The organism is Gordonia sp. NPDC003425, from assembly GCF_053588635.1.
In genome coordinates this window covers 435,786-451,535 of the sequence record NZ_JBSFQI010000002.1, presented here as the reverse complement: position 1 = coordinate 451,535, position 15,750 = coordinate 435,786, and the positions used below count along the sequence as shown (strand labels likewise).

17 protein-coding genes are annotated in these 15,750 nt (G+C 67.8%); 8 read left to right on the top strand and 9 right to left on the bottom strand.

Features of this window, described 5'->3' with window-relative positions:
• Positions 1–89 precede the first annotated feature (89 nt).
• The 4 genes from ACWDTD_RS04640 to ACWDTD_RS04625 all read left to right on the top strand — a co-directional run bounded on the left by ACWDTD_RS04640 (position 90) and on the right by ACWDTD_RS04625 (position 2,949).
• Positions 90–572, top strand: coding sequence for a glutathione peroxidase (locus tag ACWDTD_RS04640; protein ID WP_449745874.1), 483 nt, complete (start codon positions 90–92; stop codon positions 570–572).
• Between the two features lie 94 nt (positions 573–666).
• Entirely contained in the window at positions 667–906 is a 240-nt protein-coding gene (purS, locus tag ACWDTD_RS04635) for a phosphoribosylformylglycinamidine synthase subunit PurS (RefSeq protein ID WP_449745873.1), read from the top strand.
• A 59-nt stretch (positions 907–965) separates the two neighbouring features.
• A complete protein-coding gene (purQ, locus tag ACWDTD_RS04630) occupies positions 966–1,646 on the top strand; it encodes a phosphoribosylformylglycinamidine synthase subunit PurQ (RefSeq protein WP_449745872.1) in 681 nt (226 codons plus the stop codon).
• Positions 1,639–2,949, top strand: coding sequence for a M18 family aminopeptidase (locus tag ACWDTD_RS04625; RefSeq protein ID WP_449745871.1), 1,311 nt, complete (start codon positions 1,639–1,641; stop codon positions 2,947–2,949). Before purQ ends, ACWDTD_RS04625 begins: the two co-directional genes overlap by 8 nt.
• Positions 2,950–2,986: 37 nt before the next feature.
• Here ACWDTD_RS04625 and ACWDTD_RS04620 read toward each other — a convergent pair whose 3' ends face one another.
• The 3 genes from ACWDTD_RS04620 to ACWDTD_RS04610 form a co-directional block, all read right to left on the bottom strand.
• Complete coding sequence (locus ACWDTD_RS04620) at positions 2,987–3,775, bottom strand: lytic transglycosylase domain-containing protein (protein ID WP_449745870.1); 789 nt, start codon at positions 3,773–3,775, stop codon at positions 2,987–2,989.
• Positions 3,776–3,949: 174 nt separating this feature from the next.
• Entirely contained in the window at positions 3,950–5,257 is a 1,308-nt protein-coding gene (locus ACWDTD_RS04615; RefSeq protein WP_449745869.1) for a hypothetical protein, read from the bottom strand.
• 92 nt (positions 5,258–5,349) lie between these two features.
• Positions 5,350–6,219 carry an NmrA family NAD(P)-binding protein gene (locus ACWDTD_RS04610; RefSeq protein WP_449745868.1) on the bottom strand — a complete coding sequence of 290 codons (870 nt, stop codon included), beginning with the start codon at positions 6,217–6,219 and terminating at the stop codon, positions 5,350–5,352.
• 115 nt (positions 6,220–6,334) lie between these two features.
• Between ACWDTD_RS04610 and ACWDTD_RS04605 the strand changes: the two genes are divergently transcribed.
• Positions 6,335–6,769 (top strand): winged helix-turn-helix transcriptional regulator, encoded by a 435-nt coding sequence (locus tag ACWDTD_RS04605; RefSeq protein ID WP_449745867.1) that lies wholly within the window; start codon positions 6,335–6,337, stop codon positions 6,767–6,769.
• A 20-nt stretch (positions 6,770–6,789) separates the two neighbouring features.
• On the opposite strand, the gene ACWDTD_RS04600 is transcribed toward ACWDTD_RS04605, so the two are convergent.
• The 4 genes from ACWDTD_RS04600 to ACWDTD_RS04585 all read right to left on the bottom strand — a co-directional run bounded on the left by ACWDTD_RS04600 (position 6,790) and on the right by ACWDTD_RS04585 (position 10,121).
• Positions 6,790–8,142, bottom strand: a complete 1,353-nt coding sequence (locus ACWDTD_RS04600) for a VOC family protein (protein WP_449745866.1) — start codon at positions 8,140–8,142, stop codon at positions 6,790–6,792.
• On the bottom strand, positions 8,139–8,660 hold the full coding sequence (locus ACWDTD_RS04595; protein WP_449745865.1) for an RNA polymerase sigma factor: 522 nt from the start codon (positions 8,658–8,660) through the stop codon (positions 8,139–8,141). Before ACWDTD_RS04595 ends, ACWDTD_RS04600 begins: the two co-directional genes overlap by 4 nt.
• A 97-nt stretch (positions 8,661–8,757) precedes the next feature.
• Complete coding sequence (locus tag ACWDTD_RS04590; RefSeq protein ID WP_449745864.1) at positions 8,758–9,345, bottom strand: LppP/LprE family lipoprotein; 588 nt, start codon at positions 9,343–9,345, stop codon at positions 8,758–8,760.
• Positions 9,346–9,470: 125 nt separating this feature from the next.
• Positions 9,471–10,121 carry a TetR/AcrR family transcriptional regulator gene (locus ACWDTD_RS04585; protein WP_449745863.1) on the bottom strand — a complete coding sequence of 217 codons (651 nt, stop codon included), beginning with the start codon at positions 10,119–10,121 and terminating at the stop codon, positions 9,471–9,473.
• Between the two features lie 72 nt (positions 10,122–10,193).
• Here ACWDTD_RS04585 and ACWDTD_RS04580 point away from each other — a divergent pair, with 72 nt between their 5' ends.
• From ACWDTD_RS04580 to ACWDTD_RS04570, 3 genes are all read left to right on the top strand, one after another.
• Complete coding sequence (locus tag ACWDTD_RS04580) at positions 10,194–10,709, top strand: ester cyclase (protein WP_449745862.1); 516 nt, start codon at positions 10,194–10,196, stop codon at positions 10,707–10,709.
• 30 nt (positions 10,710–10,739) lie between these two features.
• Positions 10,740–11,531: a VOC family protein gene (locus ACWDTD_RS04575; RefSeq protein WP_449745861.1), complete on the top strand. Its 792-nt coding sequence runs from the start codon at positions 10,740–10,742 to the stop codon at positions 11,529–11,531.
• A gap of 258 nt (positions 11,532–11,789) precedes the next feature.
• Positions 11,790–14,336: an ATP-dependent Clp protease ATP-binding subunit gene (locus ACWDTD_RS04570; protein ID WP_449745860.1), complete on the top strand. Its 2,547-nt coding sequence runs from the start codon at positions 11,790–11,792 to the stop codon at positions 14,334–14,336.
• Here ACWDTD_RS04570 and ACWDTD_RS04565 read toward each other — a convergent pair.
• Positions 14,333–14,590 carry a hypothetical protein gene (locus ACWDTD_RS04565; RefSeq protein WP_449745859.1) on the bottom strand — a complete coding sequence of 86 codons (258 nt, stop codon included), beginning with the start codon at positions 14,588–14,590 and terminating at the stop codon, positions 14,333–14,335. The two genes, ACWDTD_RS04570 and ACWDTD_RS04565, sit on opposite strands and share 4 nt — an antisense overlap.
• Before the next feature lie 144 nt (positions 14,591–14,734).
• Complete coding sequence (locus tag ACWDTD_RS04560) at positions 14,735–15,652, bottom strand: SGNH/GDSL hydrolase family protein (protein ID WP_449745858.1); 918 nt, start codon at positions 15,650–15,652, stop codon at positions 14,735–14,737.
• Positions 15,653–15,750 lie beyond the last annotated feature (98 nt).

Below are 15,750 nucleotides of genomic sequence, written 5' to 3'. Positions count from 1 at the left end.
CGACGCAACTATATGTGAGATGCATCGCGTGCGAGATCGGCTGTGATCTGGCCAACACCTCGTCGGTGGGCTGCGGCTACGCTCGGAACATGACCAATATCAAGGACATCCCCGTCACCGCGCTCGACGGCTCGGATCTCAGTCTCGCCGACTTCGGCGGGCCGCTGCTGGTGGTGAACGTCGCGAGCAAGTGCGGACTCACCCCGCAGTACGCGGGTCTCGAAGAGATCGCCGAACGCTATGCCGATCGCGGGCTGACCGTGGTCGGCGTTCCCTGTAACCAGTTCATGGGTCAGGAACCCGGCAGCCCGGAGGAGATCGCCACCTTCTGCTCCAGCACCTACGGCGTCACGTTTCCCCTCCTGGCGAAGTCCGACGTGAAGGGCGACGCGCAACACCCGCTCTACGCCGAGCTGACACAGACCGCCGACGCCGACGGCGAGGCGGGCGACGTGCAGTGGAACTTCGAGAAGTTCGTGGTCGACGCCGACGGGACGGTCACCCATCGCTTCCGGCCGCGCACCGAACCCACCGCACCGGAGGTCGTCGAGGCCATCGAAGCCGCGCTCTGAGCCCGGCCGGGGCAAACGGTAAGGTGAGCGTGGTCGCCGAACATCCAGCCATCATCTGACGGCTGGATTCTTCTCCAGATGGGAGCGCTAGCCGATGGCACGAGTGGTGGTCGATGTGATGCCGAAGGCCGAGATCCTCGACCCGCAGGGGCAGGCGATCGTCGGCGCGCTGGGGCGTCTGGGCTTCACCGGGATCGGCGAGGTACGCCAGGGCAAGCGATTCGAACTCGAGGTCGACGACTCGGTGGACGACACCACGCTCGAGCGCATCGCCGAGGAGTTGCTCACCAACACGGTGATCGAGAACTTCAACGTCTCGCGTGTGGTCGACTGACCGCCCGCGACACCAGACGATCCCCCTTCATCCGGCGCCTCTGTGACGAGTAGGACCTCATGACTGCACGAATCGGTGTGATCACCTTCCCCGGCACCCTCGACGACATCGACGCCGCCCGCGCGGTCCGTATCGCCGGTGCCGAGGCCGTCGAACTGTGGCACGGCGACGCCGATCTCAAGGGTGTCGACGCGGTGGTGGTGCCGGGCGGTTTCTCCTACGGCGACTACCTGCGTGCGGGCGCCATCGCCAAGTTCGCGCCGGTCATGGGATCGGTGGTCGAGGCCGCCGGCAAGGGAATGCCGGTCCTGGGTATCTGCAACGGATTCCAGATCCTGTGCGAGGCCGGATTGCTGCCCGGTGCGCTCACCCGCAATGAGGGACTGCACTTCATCTGCCGCGATCAGTGGCTGCGCGTGGAGTCCAACAGCACCGCGTGGACCTCGCGGTACGAGCGGACCGCGGAGATCCTGATCCCGCTCAAGTCCGGCGAGGGACGCTACGTCGCGCCCGAACGCAAACTCGAGGAACTCGAGGGCGAAGGTCTGATCGTGTTCCGCTACGCCGGCGACAACCCGAACGGCTCGGCTCTCGACATCGCGGGTATCAGCAGCCCCGACGGGCGCATCGTCGGCCTGATGCCGCATCCCGAGCACGCCACCGAGGCGCTGACGGGTCCCAGCGACGATGGCCTCGGCATGTTCTATTCGGTCATCGACTCGGTCCTCGCCAGTGCCTGAGACCCCTTCAATCGCCACCACCGCGACGGCGGGCGGTCTCGGTCGTTTCATCGACAAGTCCCCGTCGCCGTTCCACGTCTGCGCCACTGTGGCCACCGAACTCGAGGACGCCGGTTTCCGGAGGCTTCTCGAGGAGGACGACTGGTCCTCGGAAGAACATCTCGCACCGAACTTCCTGGCGCAGGACTCGTCGCGACGCTTCTACGTGATCCGCGGCGGGTCGATCATCGCGTGGGACCAGGGCGACGGCGACGCGTTCCGGATCGTCGGCGGGCACACCGACAGCCCCAATCTGCGGGTCAAACAGAATCCCGACCGCTTCTCGGCCGGTCTGGCGATGGTGGCACTCGAACCGTACGGCGGCGCCTGGCTGAACTCGTGGCTCGACCGCGATCTCGGTCTTTCGGGGCGACTGGCCTATCGGGTGGGCGACCGGGTGGAGCATGCGCCGGTGCACGTCACCGAGCCGGTGATCCGGGTGTCGCAGTTGGCCATTCACCTCTCCGAGGACCGCAAGGGGGTGTCGCTGAATCCGCAGCGCCACGTCGACGGAATCGTCGGGGTGGGCGAGGGGCGGCCGATTCTGCGGTGGGTGGCCGAGTACGCGGGCGTCGACCCCGATGCGCTGCTCGGCTGGGAACTGATGACCCATGACGTGAGTCCGTGCAGTCTCGTCGGCGCCGACGACGAATTGCTCAGTGCGCCACGGCTGGACAATCAGGGCACCTGCTATGCGGGATTGCGGGCGCTGCTCGACGGTGAACCGTCGATCCACACCCGGGTGCTGGCACTGTTCGACCACGAGGAAGTGGGCAGCGGCTCCGAACGTGGTGCGGCATCGGATTTCCTGGCCACCACGCTGGAGCGAATCGTGTTGGCGCGCGGTGGATCTCGTTCGGACTATCTGCGTGCGATGGCGGCGAGTTGTTGCGTGTCGGGCGACATGGCGCACGCCACCCACCCGAACTACCCGGACCGGCACGAACCGTCGCATCGGATCGCGGTGAACGGCGGTCCGGTGCTCAAGGTGAACCAGAATCTGCGGTACGCCTCCGACGCGATCGGGGAGGCCGTCTTCGCGCTCGCCTGCGAGGTGGCCGGGGTGCCGCTGCAACGGTACGTCCACCGTGCCGATCTGCCGTGCGGCTCCACCATCGGACCCATCACCGCCACCCGCACCGGACTGCTCACCGTCGACGTCGGGGCACCGCAGCTGGCTATGCACAGCGCGCGAGAACTGATGGGTGCGGCCGACGTGCCGATGTATTCGGCTGCGCTGCAAGCTTTCCTGAGCGCCGAGTGAGGGTCCGGAGTGAGTCCGGCCCGGTGGCCGCGCAGGATCAGTAGCTGCGGGCGAATCCGAGCACGTTGCTGACGTAGTCGGCGGAATTGTTGTAGCGCAGCACGGCTGTCCCCTCGGCAACCGGGTTGCGCAGATCCAGATTGCCGTCGCACAGGTACCGGGCGGTGGTCAGTGCGGCGTCGAAGATGTTCTGGGGGTCGGCGATTCCGTCGCCGTTGCCGTCGGCTGCGTACTTCTGCCAGGTGGCCGGGAGGAACTGCATCGGGCCCACCGCGCGATCGTGAGTGGGATCGCCGTCGAGACGTCCACCGTCGGTGTCGGCAACCACCTGATTGCCGGCGAGTGAGCCGTCGAGCGCGGGCCCGAAGATCGGGGTGCGCAGCGCGCCGTGGGCGTCGGTGTCGCCCTCGTTGGCATGATGTGATTCCACCTTGCCGATGCCCGCGATGAGCGTCCACGGAATGCCGCAGCCGGGCTGGGTGCGGGCCATGGTGTCCGCGGCGCGGCGATAGGCCTCATAGTTGATCGTGGGCACCGAACCGTCGGTCACACTGACCGGCAGCGGAGGCGGCGGTGCGGCCGGTCGGGCGACGACCGGGGCAACAGCAAGTGTGCGGGCGGGTGGGCTGTCGGGGCCGGTGGACTCCTGGTGCGGGCTCTGCGCCGCAACGGCCGGCACCGAGGGCTGCACGTGGTCGGCGCCTGCCGACGACGCCGCGGTGAGCGCCCCGCCGGCCGCGAGCAGCGCCGCCGCGGCGAGCGGCGCACGAGACATGCCGGAGACCCGCCCCAGAATCGGATCCCGGGGCTTGGAGTGCTTACCCAAACTTCAACCTCACACGTACATCGGCGGACAGACCGGAGCCGACCGTACATGTTCCCGTGTCCGGAGCGTTATCTCAGCGTTATACAAAGCTGAGGATGGGCTGAGCCTCCCAGGCGCCCGCGCAGGTCAGCTCGAACGCCCACCACGAACTATGAGCTCGACCACACCCGGCGCTCAGCCGGGACGTAGCACGCTCAGCGAGGTGCCCTGGGTGACGACGATGTATCCGTCCACGACGCGGGTCTGACCGAGAAGTGGCCGACGCCATGCGATCCGTCGTTGTGCCGGATCGAAGGCGGTGAGCTGATCGGCATTGGCGAAGACGACGAGGTCACCGGAGGAGCCGACACAGCGGAGCGAATCGATGTTGGCGTCGGGCTCGTCGAGTGACGGCACCGGAAGCGCCCCGACTCTCGTTCCATCTCTGAGGCGGTAGACCTCCCGGGAGCGATCCTTGCGGGCGAAGGCCACCATCGTCCCGCACGGCCGCGTGTTGGCCTTCGACAACTCGGGGTCGGTGATCTGCCACAACGGCTTTCCGCGGGCCGGGTCGCGCACCTCGTACTGCCCCTGGGTGGCCTCCATCTCGGGGATGCCGGTGCCGGCGATCACCGGGAGGATCGACGCGCCACCGAGCACCCGGGAATCGGGCTGACGTGCGGTGGGGCGCCGGCTGACGGTGCCGTCGACCACGGCGTAGGTGGTCACGCTCTCTGCCCCGAAGGTGTTGTGCGAAACGGTGATCCCCGAAGCGAAGCGCCGGATGTCGCACCCGGCGCAGGTGATCTCGTCGGTCCCGTCGGAGGGGTCGACGACGAACTCGTTGCCGTCGGCGGTCGAGATCAGCAGGATGCCGTGGGAGAATGAGGCGGTCGCCGCCGCGGCGAAGGTGCGGTTCCACACCGATCGCCCGGACGGCGAACGCATCGAGACGCGATAACCGGCCTGGTCGATCCGCAGGAAGTCCGCGCCCACGCCGATCACCTGTGCGGTGTCGTCGAGGGGCAACCGGGCGCCGAGTCGGCCGGTGTCGTCGACGGAGTAGAAGCCGTCGGGGGCCTGACCGAGTTTCAGTGCGCATCCGACGCCGCCGGAACCGTCGAAGGCGCACGCCCCCAGGCCCACCACCACCGGAGCGGACCACACACGACGGCCGGTGTAGCGGTCCACCATGACGAAGGCGCGGCCGATTCCGCTCGGATACGCCAGCAGCCAGCGGTCTCCGTGACTGTCGGCGACCTCGATCGGCGACGCCGACTGGTATCCGGGCAGGTCGGCGTCGGCGACGGTCCAGGCGACGTCGGGCTGTCGCGGGTAGCTGCGGAGCTGCCCGTTGTCGTAGGTGGCCGTCGATGTCGGAGTGCCGATGGAGAGCACCACGCCGACCGTCGCGACGAGCGCGGCCGACAGGATGAGGGTCACCGTGCCGATGCCGAAGGGAACGTGTGCGACGAACCGCTTGGCGGCACCGCGGATGGACATGGGCAACAGTCAATCACGGGTGCGTGCCCGCGGAACCGGCCGCCGTGGTGGATCGCGGCGGCGGGGTCGGGATGCGGGCCCGGTCTGCTCGCCTAGGTCGCGGCGGGCTCGAATGCGGTCCGCGCCACCTCGGCGAACGAGGTCGGCGGACGGCCGATGAGATCGGCCAGATCGGTGGAGTCCGAATCGAGCTCGCCGCGGGCCACGCCCGCGTCGGAGTCGGCCAGGATCTTCGCGAACGCCTCGGGGATGCCGGTGCTCGCGAGCGCCGCGGCATAGTCGGCCTCGGGCAGATCCTGATAGCGGACGGGAGATCCGCTGACCTCGGCGAACGTCGCGGCGAAGTCGGCGTGCGTGAGGTGTTCGGAGCCGTTGAGTTCGTACACCTCGCCGCCACGGGCGTCGACCAGCGCGGTAGCCGCTGCCGCCGCGTAGTCGGCGCGCGTCGCGCCGGCCACCCGGCCGTCACCCGCACTGCCGTAGAGCACGCCGGAGGTGACCGCGGCCTGCGCGCCGCCGAGGTAGTTCTCCCAGTACCAGCCGTTGCGCAGCAGGACGTACGGGATTCCGGCGTCGGCGAGTAGTTTCTCGGTGTCGACATGCTCGGTGGCCAGCGCCAGTGTGCTGGTGTCGGCGCGCAGGATCGAGGTGTAGGCGATCACACCGACGCCGGCGGCCTTGGCGGCCTCGATCACGTTGGTGTGCTGGCTCACTCGCGCGCCCACCGCGCTGCTCGACACCAACAGGAGGCGGTCGACGCCCGCCAACGCCGAACGCAGCGCGGCGGGATTCTCGTAGTCGGCCACGCGGACGGCGACGCCCGCTGCGGCCAGCGCGCTCGCCTTGTCGGCGTCGCGCACGATGGCGACGATGTCGGTCGGTGCGATGCCCTTCTCGATCAGTGCGTCGACGGTGGCGCCGCCGAGATGTCCGGTCGCGCCTGTCAGTGCATACGTCGTCATGGTGGTCCATACCTTTCTGGGTGATGTCAGCGATTCCTCTCGATCATGCACTTACTATTCATGCAGTGCAACAGTGAGGGTAAGCACATAATGGTTGGTGGGGTATGGTTGTCTCATGACCGCTGACCTGCCCGCCCCCGGTGTCGACGTCGGTCTCGATCTGGACCGGACGCTCGAGGCCGACGTGTTCGCGCGCGACTGCGGGTCACGCGAGGTGCTGGGCGACGTCACCAGTCGGTGGGGGTTGCTGGCGTTGGGTGCGCTCTACGACGGTGATCTGCGGTTCAGTGCGTTGCGACGGCGTGTGCAGGGTGTCAGTGAGCGGATGTTGTCGGTCACACTACAGACGCTGGAACGCGATGGCATGGTCAATCGCACTGTGCTGCAGTCCATTCCGCCCAAGGTCGAGTACTCGCTGACCGAGTTGGGACGCGAGGTGGCGGCACGCTTGATCGACGTGATCGAACTCGTCGAATCGCGATTGCCGGAGGTGAGTGACGCGCGCACGGCGTACGACGCGGCACGTGGTGCCAGTAGATCTCCTCGCTGACACCGATCTCCGGTCTGTGGTCAGAAGAGCTGACCGAGATAGAACCGCGCCCCCTGATCGTCGGCGCACAACGCCACCCGGCCGTAGGCCTGCCGCGCGGGCTCGTCGATGATCTGCCCGCCCGCCTCGCGGACCCGGAGCACGGCGGCATCGATGTCGGCGACGTTCCACATCGGGATCGACACGGACTCGTCGGCACCGCCGGCGACTCCCACCTGCGGCCGCACGTCGTCGACCTCCCAGCCGTCGTCGATGCGTCCGGCGTGGAACGTCCAGCCGAGCGCGGCGTGGTGGAAGTCCCGGAACCGCGCGCTGTCGGGCGTATGGATGGTGAGGTACGACATCTCGCCGACACCACGCGGGTGCTGATCGGGGCGTGCCGTGCCCGGTGCGGGCACGTGGACCGAGAAGGCGACCCCCTGGTCGTCGACGGCATCGATTACCTGTGTGCCGTCGCTCGACACGTCGGAGACCTCGCCCGCCCGGCCGCCCGCGGCGATGATCGCCGCGCGTGCCGCGTCGAGATCATCGACGGCGTACACGCAGTACAGGGTGTTCGTCCCGTAGCCGGGGGCATCCGAAATGCCCAGTCGGTGACCGAGATTGGTCACCTGCCTGCTCGCGGCGTCGTACCCCCAGCCGAGTACCGACCCGTAGAAACGGGCGGCCCGCACCGCATCCGGGGTCTGCAGCGACATGTAGACGATGTCGCCGCGGCGGATCGGGTCGGCTGTCGGCTCACCACCCGCGGCGGTGACGACCGGTCCGGTGAGCATCCAGCGGTGACCGAACGGATCGATGATCGTCGCCGTCCTGGTGCCGTGCGCCTCGTAGGGTTCGCGGGTGACCGCCGCCCCCGCCCGTTCGGCCCGGCGCAGCGCAGCATCGGTGTCGTCCACCGGCAGCATCAGGCTCACCGAGACGTGCCCGGGTTCTGGTGCACGCAAACCCATATCGGGGAATTCCGTGGCGAGATAGATCACCCCGCCGCCGATCTCGAGTTCGGCATGACCGATCCGGTTGTCGTCCATCATGATCGGCTCGCCGCGCAGTCGGGCACCGAGATTGCTCACGTACCAGTCGATCGCCGCGCGGGCGTCGCCGACGGTGAGGTAGGGCAGGGCGCCGGGACGTTCGACCAGCGGTGCGTCGGGCTCGTCGAAAGTGGTGACAGCCGTGTCGGTCTCGACGATGGTGGTGGTGGACATGATGACTCCCTCGGGTAGGGTGGCGCCGCGTGTCAGCCGGTCACGCAGCCGGGCGGCGAAGTCGGGGTCGGGCGCGACCGGGGTGTCCCAGCCGGGTGCCACGGAGGCGCTCAGGGCGACGAAAGGGTCTGGTGCCGAACCGAATTCGGTGCTGTCGTGGCTCATCCGCGTTCTCCTTCCCGGATGATCGGCGATTCACTCGGATAGGCTTCGCGGAATGCGTGCTTGGCCCGGGTGAGCAACGCCTCGGTGGCGCCGACGGTCCGTTGGAGAATGGCCGCGCACTCGGCCACCGGTAGATCGTCGACGTAGCGCAGCGTCAGGGCCGCGCGGTTGACCGGTGAGAGCCGGGCAAGTGTGGCGTGAGCGACCATACGGTCGAGGTGTGCATCCCAGTCGTCGAGTGCGGATTCGGGCGGGTCGCCCACGGGTTCGGGGGTGCGCTGGGCGCGGCGCCAGTGGTCGGCGAGCTTGTGGCGCGCGACGCCGATGAGCCACGGCGTCGTGGGGGCGGTGTCGGCGTTGCGGCGCAGGGTGTCCATCGCCGCGAGGAATGTCTCCGAGGTGACGTCCTCGGCCACGCGGCGATCCGTGCACCGCCGGAACACGTAGCCGTAGACGGCAGGCAGTGCCTCGTCGTAGACCTCGAGAAGGGCCTCGGGGCCGTGGGAGTGGACGCTCACATACTCATCATCGTCGCGGTGGGCGGGAATCCGACGCTTCGGCGCCGGATTCCCGCCCGCACTTTCCGAACCCGTTCTCTCGTGGGTGCCGAAACGCTCAGCTGTGCGGGGGGAACGTGCCGATCCGGAAGATCCGTCCGGCGAACCCGAACGCGGTCACCTCGGTGGGCCCGCCGCTCGCGCAACACAGCGGATCACGGTCGAGCAGCCAGCGGTAGCGGACGGTGACCGAGTACTTCGTCGAGCGTGCGATGAAGGTGAACGGGTACGGCTTGGGGTCGACCGTGCCCAGGAATCGGCCGTGTTGGAACAGCAGCACCCGCGATTCGTAGGTGCCGTCGCCGATCCCGTTCCCGTTGACCAGCATCCAGTCCAGAAAGCAGCCACCGGACACGGGATTGGTGCTGGCCCGATACGGCGACCAGGTGCCGCCGTTGGAATCGCGGCCGATCTTGGTGAGCGAGGTTCGGGCGAGCGGCGAGTTCACGTCGAAACACAGGCCATGGCCGCTGCCGTACGGAGCGGCCGAGGCGGTTCCGCTCCCCAGCGTCGTCGCGCCGAGGCTGCCCGCGACGAGGCCGACGAGGGTGAGCATGAGCACGCACAGGCGCCGGATGCCGAGCGAACGGACACGGCGGGTGCGGGTGGGGATACCGGAGGAGAACCGGGTGGTGGGAGGGTGCATGGTCGTGCCTTCCGATCGGGGAGCCGGTGGACGCCGGCCGCAGACCGCGTGGCGGGCCCGCTGCTGGTGTGATCGGAGGTCGGCCCGAGCCCTGTTAGCGGTTCGGGGCGCTGGTCATTCGCGTGTCATACGACCTCGGCGTGGATGGCGCGAATGAGCCACTCGCGATAGTCGTCGTCCGACCAGCCGCGTTGACCGACGAGCATGTCGTAGATCTCCGGGGAGATGAGCGCCCACAAGGCATCCCGCAGGCGTTCGACGGTGACCGCGGCATGCGCCGGACCCGTCGACAGCAGTGTGGTCGCCAGGGCGGTCATCCCCGCGAGGCGCTGACGTAACAGGTCGTCGTACAGATCGGCGAGGGCGGGGTCGCGGGCAACGCCGTCGCGGATGGCGAGCATCAGCCGCGACGAGCGGGCGGCACGACCGGTCGCCAGCCGGGCGTACATGCGGATCTTCTCGTCCAGGTCGGGCTCCTCGTCGATGGCGCCCGACTCGGGACGATCGGCCATCGGTACGGGGACGTCGTCGCCGGCGATCGCCTGATCGAAGGCCTCTTTGATCAGACCGGCCTTCCCGCCGAAGTTCTTGTAGATGGTCTCGGGGGAGACGTCGGCGGCGCGGGCGATGTCGGCGACGGTGGCTGTGTACCCGTCTCGTTCGACAACCGAGGTCGCAGCGGACACGATGCGACGCCGGGTGGCCCGGGCGTTCTCGCGTCGGGCGGAGTTGTCGTAGCCGCGCGTGCGGGCACCGCGCTCATTGACTCCAGGCATTCTGTAATGAATACTCTATTTCTAATACAGTCTGTCTGTATCCAAATGCCCGCCCGACCCGAGGATGCGACCATGAACACCTCCGAAGCGACCGACGTCGCGCTGCGCTCTCTCGTCGACATCGGTGCGGGCACCCGCGAATCGTTCGACGCGCACATCCATCCCGACGCGACCAATCGGGAGGCCCACCAGGAGCCGCCGGAGTGTCGCGGTCGCGGTCCGGAAGCGTTCTGGGCCACCGCCCTCTGGCTGCGCGCAGCGTTTCCCGACGTCACGCACGAGGCCCATGAGGTGGTGGCCCATGACGACCTGGTGGTGGTGCACGCGACCATGTCGGGCACACATCGGGGTCCCTTCGTGGTGTACGACGACGCCGGCAACGTCGAACGGGCCTTCGCGCCGACCGGCCGGACGTTCACCGTCACCCAGACGCACTGGTTCCGCATCAGAGACGGCCTGTGCGTGGAGCACTGGGCCAATCGCGACGATCAGGGCATGGCCGGCCAACTGGGCTGGATTCCGCCGAGCCCCGCCTACCTGCTGCGTTGTGCGCTGGCCACGCGGAGAGCTCGCGCGACGGCTCGATGAGATTCGGGGAGCCTGCAAGTCTGTATCCGCATGGCTACCGCAACGATTTCCTCCATGCTCCTGTCCTCGGACGATCCGAAGCGCCTCGCCCACTGGTACGCGCGGGCGTTCGAGGCCGAACTCATGACCGTGCCAGGCGCACCCGACGGTGAGGGCTACACCATCGTCGACCTCGACGGCTTCGCTCTGATGCTGGACACACGTGCCGACGTCTCGGGCGCGAATCCGCAGGGAGCCCGCGCGATCCTGAATGTCGAGGTCGATGATCCCGTCGCCACCGCGGCCCGGCTCGACGCGCTCGGCGCGGAGTGGGTCAGCACACTCGAGGATCGCGACGGCAACCACTTCGGTACCGTCGCCGATCCCGACGGCAATTGGGTGCAGATCCTGCGCCTGAGCGACGCGCACGAGGCGCAGATGAGCGCGCCGACGTCGGCGTTCTCGGGCTTTGCCGTACGTGACCTCGAGGCCACCGAGACGTTCTATCGCGACGTCCTGGGCATGCGGGTGCTGCGTTTCCCGATGGGCGCAGACGCCGAGGGAGCGGGCGCGTACCTCCTGGGAATCCGGATCAACCGGGGCACCACCGTGCTCGCCTATCCGAAGCCCGATCACCAGCCCGCGTCGTTCACGGTGCTCAACATCCCGGTTCCGGACCTGGTGGCACGGGTCGACGAGCTCGCCGCGCGTGAGGTCGACTTTCTCCGCTACGACGGATTCGACCAGGACGAACGCGCGATCGCCCACGGACACGGCCGCGGTCCCGACATCGCCTGGTTCGCCGACCCCTCCGGCAACGTGATCGCACTCCAACAGCGCTGAAGGTCTGTCGTTTCGCTCTCGGCGTAGCGCAGTGCCCCCCGACGCGGAACATGGCCCTGTGCTGGGCGGTTGTACCCCGCAGACCCCGGTGAGACGGAAATCCGATCAGAACCGACCGGGCGTTAACTGCAGGTGCACACCACGCGACCACTAGAGTGGAGCACACGCTGGTCGTCGTCTATCCGACACCACCGCAGTTGTCGCCACCTGACGGTTTTCTCAACGACGGCCGGGGCGCTAGCAATGTGAGGGAGAACAATGTTCGAACGGTTCACCGACCGCGCACGCCGGGTTGTGGTCCTCGCCCAGGAAGAGGCGCGGATGCTCAACCACAACTACATCGGGACCGAGCACATCCTGCTGGGTCTGATCCACGAGGGCGAGGGCGTGGCCGCCAAGGCGCTCGAGTCGCTGGGTATCTCCCTGGAAGGTGTCCGCAGCCAGGTCGAGGAGATCATCGGCCAGGGGCAGCAGGCACCGTCGGGGCACATCCCCTTCACTCCGCGCGCCAAGAAGGTCCTCGAGCTGTCGCTGCGTGAGGCGCTGCAGCTCGGACACAACTACATCGGCACCGAGCACATCCTGCTCGGCCTCATCCGTGAGGGTGAGGGTGTGGCCGCTCAGGTGCTGGTCAAGCTGGGCGCCGACCTCAACCGGGTCCGCCAGCAGGTCATCCAGCTCCTGTCCGGCTACCAGGGCAAGGAGCCGCAGGAGGCGGGCACCGGCGGCCGGACCAGTGAGTCGGGCACCCCGTCGACCTCGCTCGTGCTCGACCAGTTCGGCAGAAATCTGACCGCTGCCGCGGCCGAGGGCAAACTCGATCCGGTCATCGGACGCGAGAAAGAGATCGAGCGGGTCATGCAGGTGCTCTCGCGCCGCACCAAGAACAACCCGGTGCTGATCGGCGAGCCCGGCGTCGGCAAGACCGCCGTCGTGGAGGGTCTCGCGCAGGCCATCGTGAACGGTGCGGTGCCCGAGACCCTCAAGGACAAGCAGCTCTACACCCTTGACCTCGGTTCGCTGGTCGCCGGCAGCCGCTACCGCGGTGACTTCGAGGAGCGGCTCAAGAAGGTCCTCAAGGAGATCAACACCCGCGGCGACATCATCCTGTTCATCGACGAGCTGCACACGCTCGTCGGCGCGGGTGCCGCCGAGGGTGCGATCGACGCCGCCAGCATCCTGAAGCCGAAGCTGGCCCGCGGTGAGCTGCAGACCATCGGTGCCACCACGCTCGACGAGTACCGCAAGTACATCGAGAAGGACGCCGCCCTCGAGCGTCGTTTCCAGCCCGTCCAGGTGGGCGAGCCGTCGGTGGAGCACACCATCGAGATCCTCAAGGGCCTGCGCGACCGCTACGAAACCCACCATCGGGTGTCGATCACCGACGGCGCGCTGGTCGCCGCCGCCACCCTGGCCGACCGGTACATCAACGACCGCTTCCTGCCGGACAAGGCGATCGACCTCATCGATGAGGCGGGCGCGCGCATGCGCATCCGCCGGATGACCGCACCGCCAGACCTGCGCGAATTCGACGAGCGGATCGCCGAGGCCCGCAAGGAGAAGGAAAGCGCGATCGACGCACAGGACTTCGAGAAGGCCGCGAGCCTGCGCGACAAGGAGAAGCAACTCGTCAACGAGCGTGCCGAGCGCGAGAAGCAGTGGCGCAACGGCGACATGGACGTCGTGGCCGAGGTCGACGACGAACAGATCGCCGAGGTGCTGGGCAACTGGACCGGTATCCCCGTGTTCAAGCTCACCGAGGAGGAGACCACCCGTCTGCTCCGCATGGAGGAGGAGCTGCACAAGCGGATCATCGGCCAGGAGGATGCGGTCAAGGCCGTGTCGAAGGCCATTCGCCGTACGCGTGCGGGTCTGAAGGACCCCAAGCGTCCGTCCGGCTCGTTCATCTTCGCCGGCCCGTCGGGTGTCGGAAAGACCGAGCTGTCCAAGGCGCTGGCCAACTTCCTCTTCGGTGAGGACGATGCGCTCATCCAGATCGACATGGGTGAATTCCACGACCGGTTCACCGCGTCGCGTCTGTTCGGTGCGCCTCCCGGCTACGTCGGGTACGAAGAGGGTGGCCAGCTCACCGAGAAGGTGCGCCGCAAGCCGTTCTCGGTGGTGCTGTTCGACGAGATCGAGAAGGCCCACTCGGAGATCTACAACACGCTGTTGCAGGTGCTCGAGGACGGCCGCCTCACCGACGGTCAGGGCCGCACGGTCGACTTCAAGAACACCGTGCTGATCTTCACCTCGAACCTCGGTACCTCCGACATCTCCAAGGCCGTGGGTCTGGGCTTCACCAAGGGCGACGATTCGACGTCGAATTACGAGCGGATGAAGCTCAAGGTCAACGACGAGCTCAAGAAGCACTTCCGTCCGGAGTTCCTCAACCGTATCGACGACGTGATCGTCTTCCACCAGCTGACTCAGGAGGAGATCATCCAGATGGTCGACCTCATGATCAACCGGGTCGAGACGCAGTTGAAGAACAAGGACATGGCGCTCGAGCTCACCGACAGGGCCAAGTCGCTGCTGGCCAAGCGCGGTTTCGACCCGGTGCTCGGTGCTCGGCCGCTGCGTCGCACCATCCAGCGTGAGATCGAGGATCAGCTCTCGGAGAAGATCCTCTTCAACGAGCTGACCCCGGGTCAGATCGTGTTGGTGGACGTGGAGAACTGGGACGGCGAGGGCGACGGGGACGGTGCCAAGTTCACCTTCACCGGCTCCGAGAAGCCCCGCGAGCTGCCCGACGCTCCGGCCGAGCTGACCAAGGCCGGCGACACCCAGGGCGACGTGAGCTAGCCCGGTCGATTCAGCGCGCGAGCGATCGACGACGGCGGCGGCACCCATCGGGGTGCCGCCGCCGTCGTGTGCGCGTTGAGCGTGCCCATTTCCGCGTTGAGCGTGCCCATTTCCGCGTTGAGCGTGCCCGCTTCCGCGTTGAGCGTGCCCATTTCCGCGTTGAGCGTGCCCACATCTGGGTCGAGCGTGCCCACTTCCGCGTTGAGCGTGCCCGCTTCGGGGTTGAGCGTGCCCGCGGGCGGTGGTTTCGACAAGCTCAACCAGCGGGCGGGATGCTCAACCAGCGGGGAAGCTCAACCGGCGGGGAAGCTCAACCGGCGGGGAAGCTCAACCAGCGGGGAAGCTCAACCAGCGGCGATGCTCAACCAGCGGCGATGCTCAACCGGCGGGCTGGGTGCTCAGCTCCGCGGTCCGCCGAGGGCGTCGACCACCAGGTCGGCGACGCCGGTCTTGCCGGCTTCGTCGGGGTGATACGGGATCGGCGGGGCAAACCCACGCAGCCATGGTTGCGCCGAACAGACGGTGTGCGCGGCTCCCGCACGTGACGCCTTCACCAGGGTCGCTCCGGTCTCCTGCGCCGCGCGAGCCGTCGCCGCGGCGAGTGCGTCGAAGATCCGTACGGTTTCCGCGATCTGATCGGGGTTCAGCGGCAGCAGTGCGCAGGGCAAACCCCCGGCCACTACAGCGGGCGGATAGTCGACGAGGACCACCTCGGCTCGCGGCGCGCGCTGCCGCACCACGTGAATGGTGTCGACGATCTCGCGTTGCACGGCGGCGTAGCGAGCCGGGCCGGGTTCTGGCGCCGGCTCCCGGCCGAAGGCACATCCGCGTGGTGCTGTCCCCGGAATGATGCCGTCAAGGACGGTCTGGCAGCTCATCGTGATCAGTCGTGCGATGTAGCCGATGTCGTTGCCGCCGGTGGTGATGGTGACCAGCGCGGTATCGCGCGTCACGGCGTCGATCTGCGGGCTCGGCATGAACTTCTGTGGGACCGAGACGATGTTCGCAGTCGTCGCACCAGAACATGTGGCGTCCACCAGCTGCATGTGGCGTGCGCGCGCGACCTGGTGCGGATAGTTGTCGGCGGTACGCAGGCATCCGCCCTCCGGGCCCGGGGACGCGTCGGGACCCGAGGCATAGGAGCTACCCAGGGCGACATACTTCGCCGGCGTCTCCGCGGCAGCCCGGACGGCCGGCTTCATCGTCGGTCCGGGCGTTCCGCCCCCACTGCCGGGCAGCACGACGGCCGCGGCCGCGACGAGAGCAGCGACCGCAATGAGACCGCGGTGCAGATGGCGACGGGACACGACAGACATTTTCACATACATCGTGCTCGCGTCGTCGGCGACACCGCTCTCGAGTGATCTACACAGACGACGAGGTCACCCGGTGGGCACGCTCGACGCGGATCCGG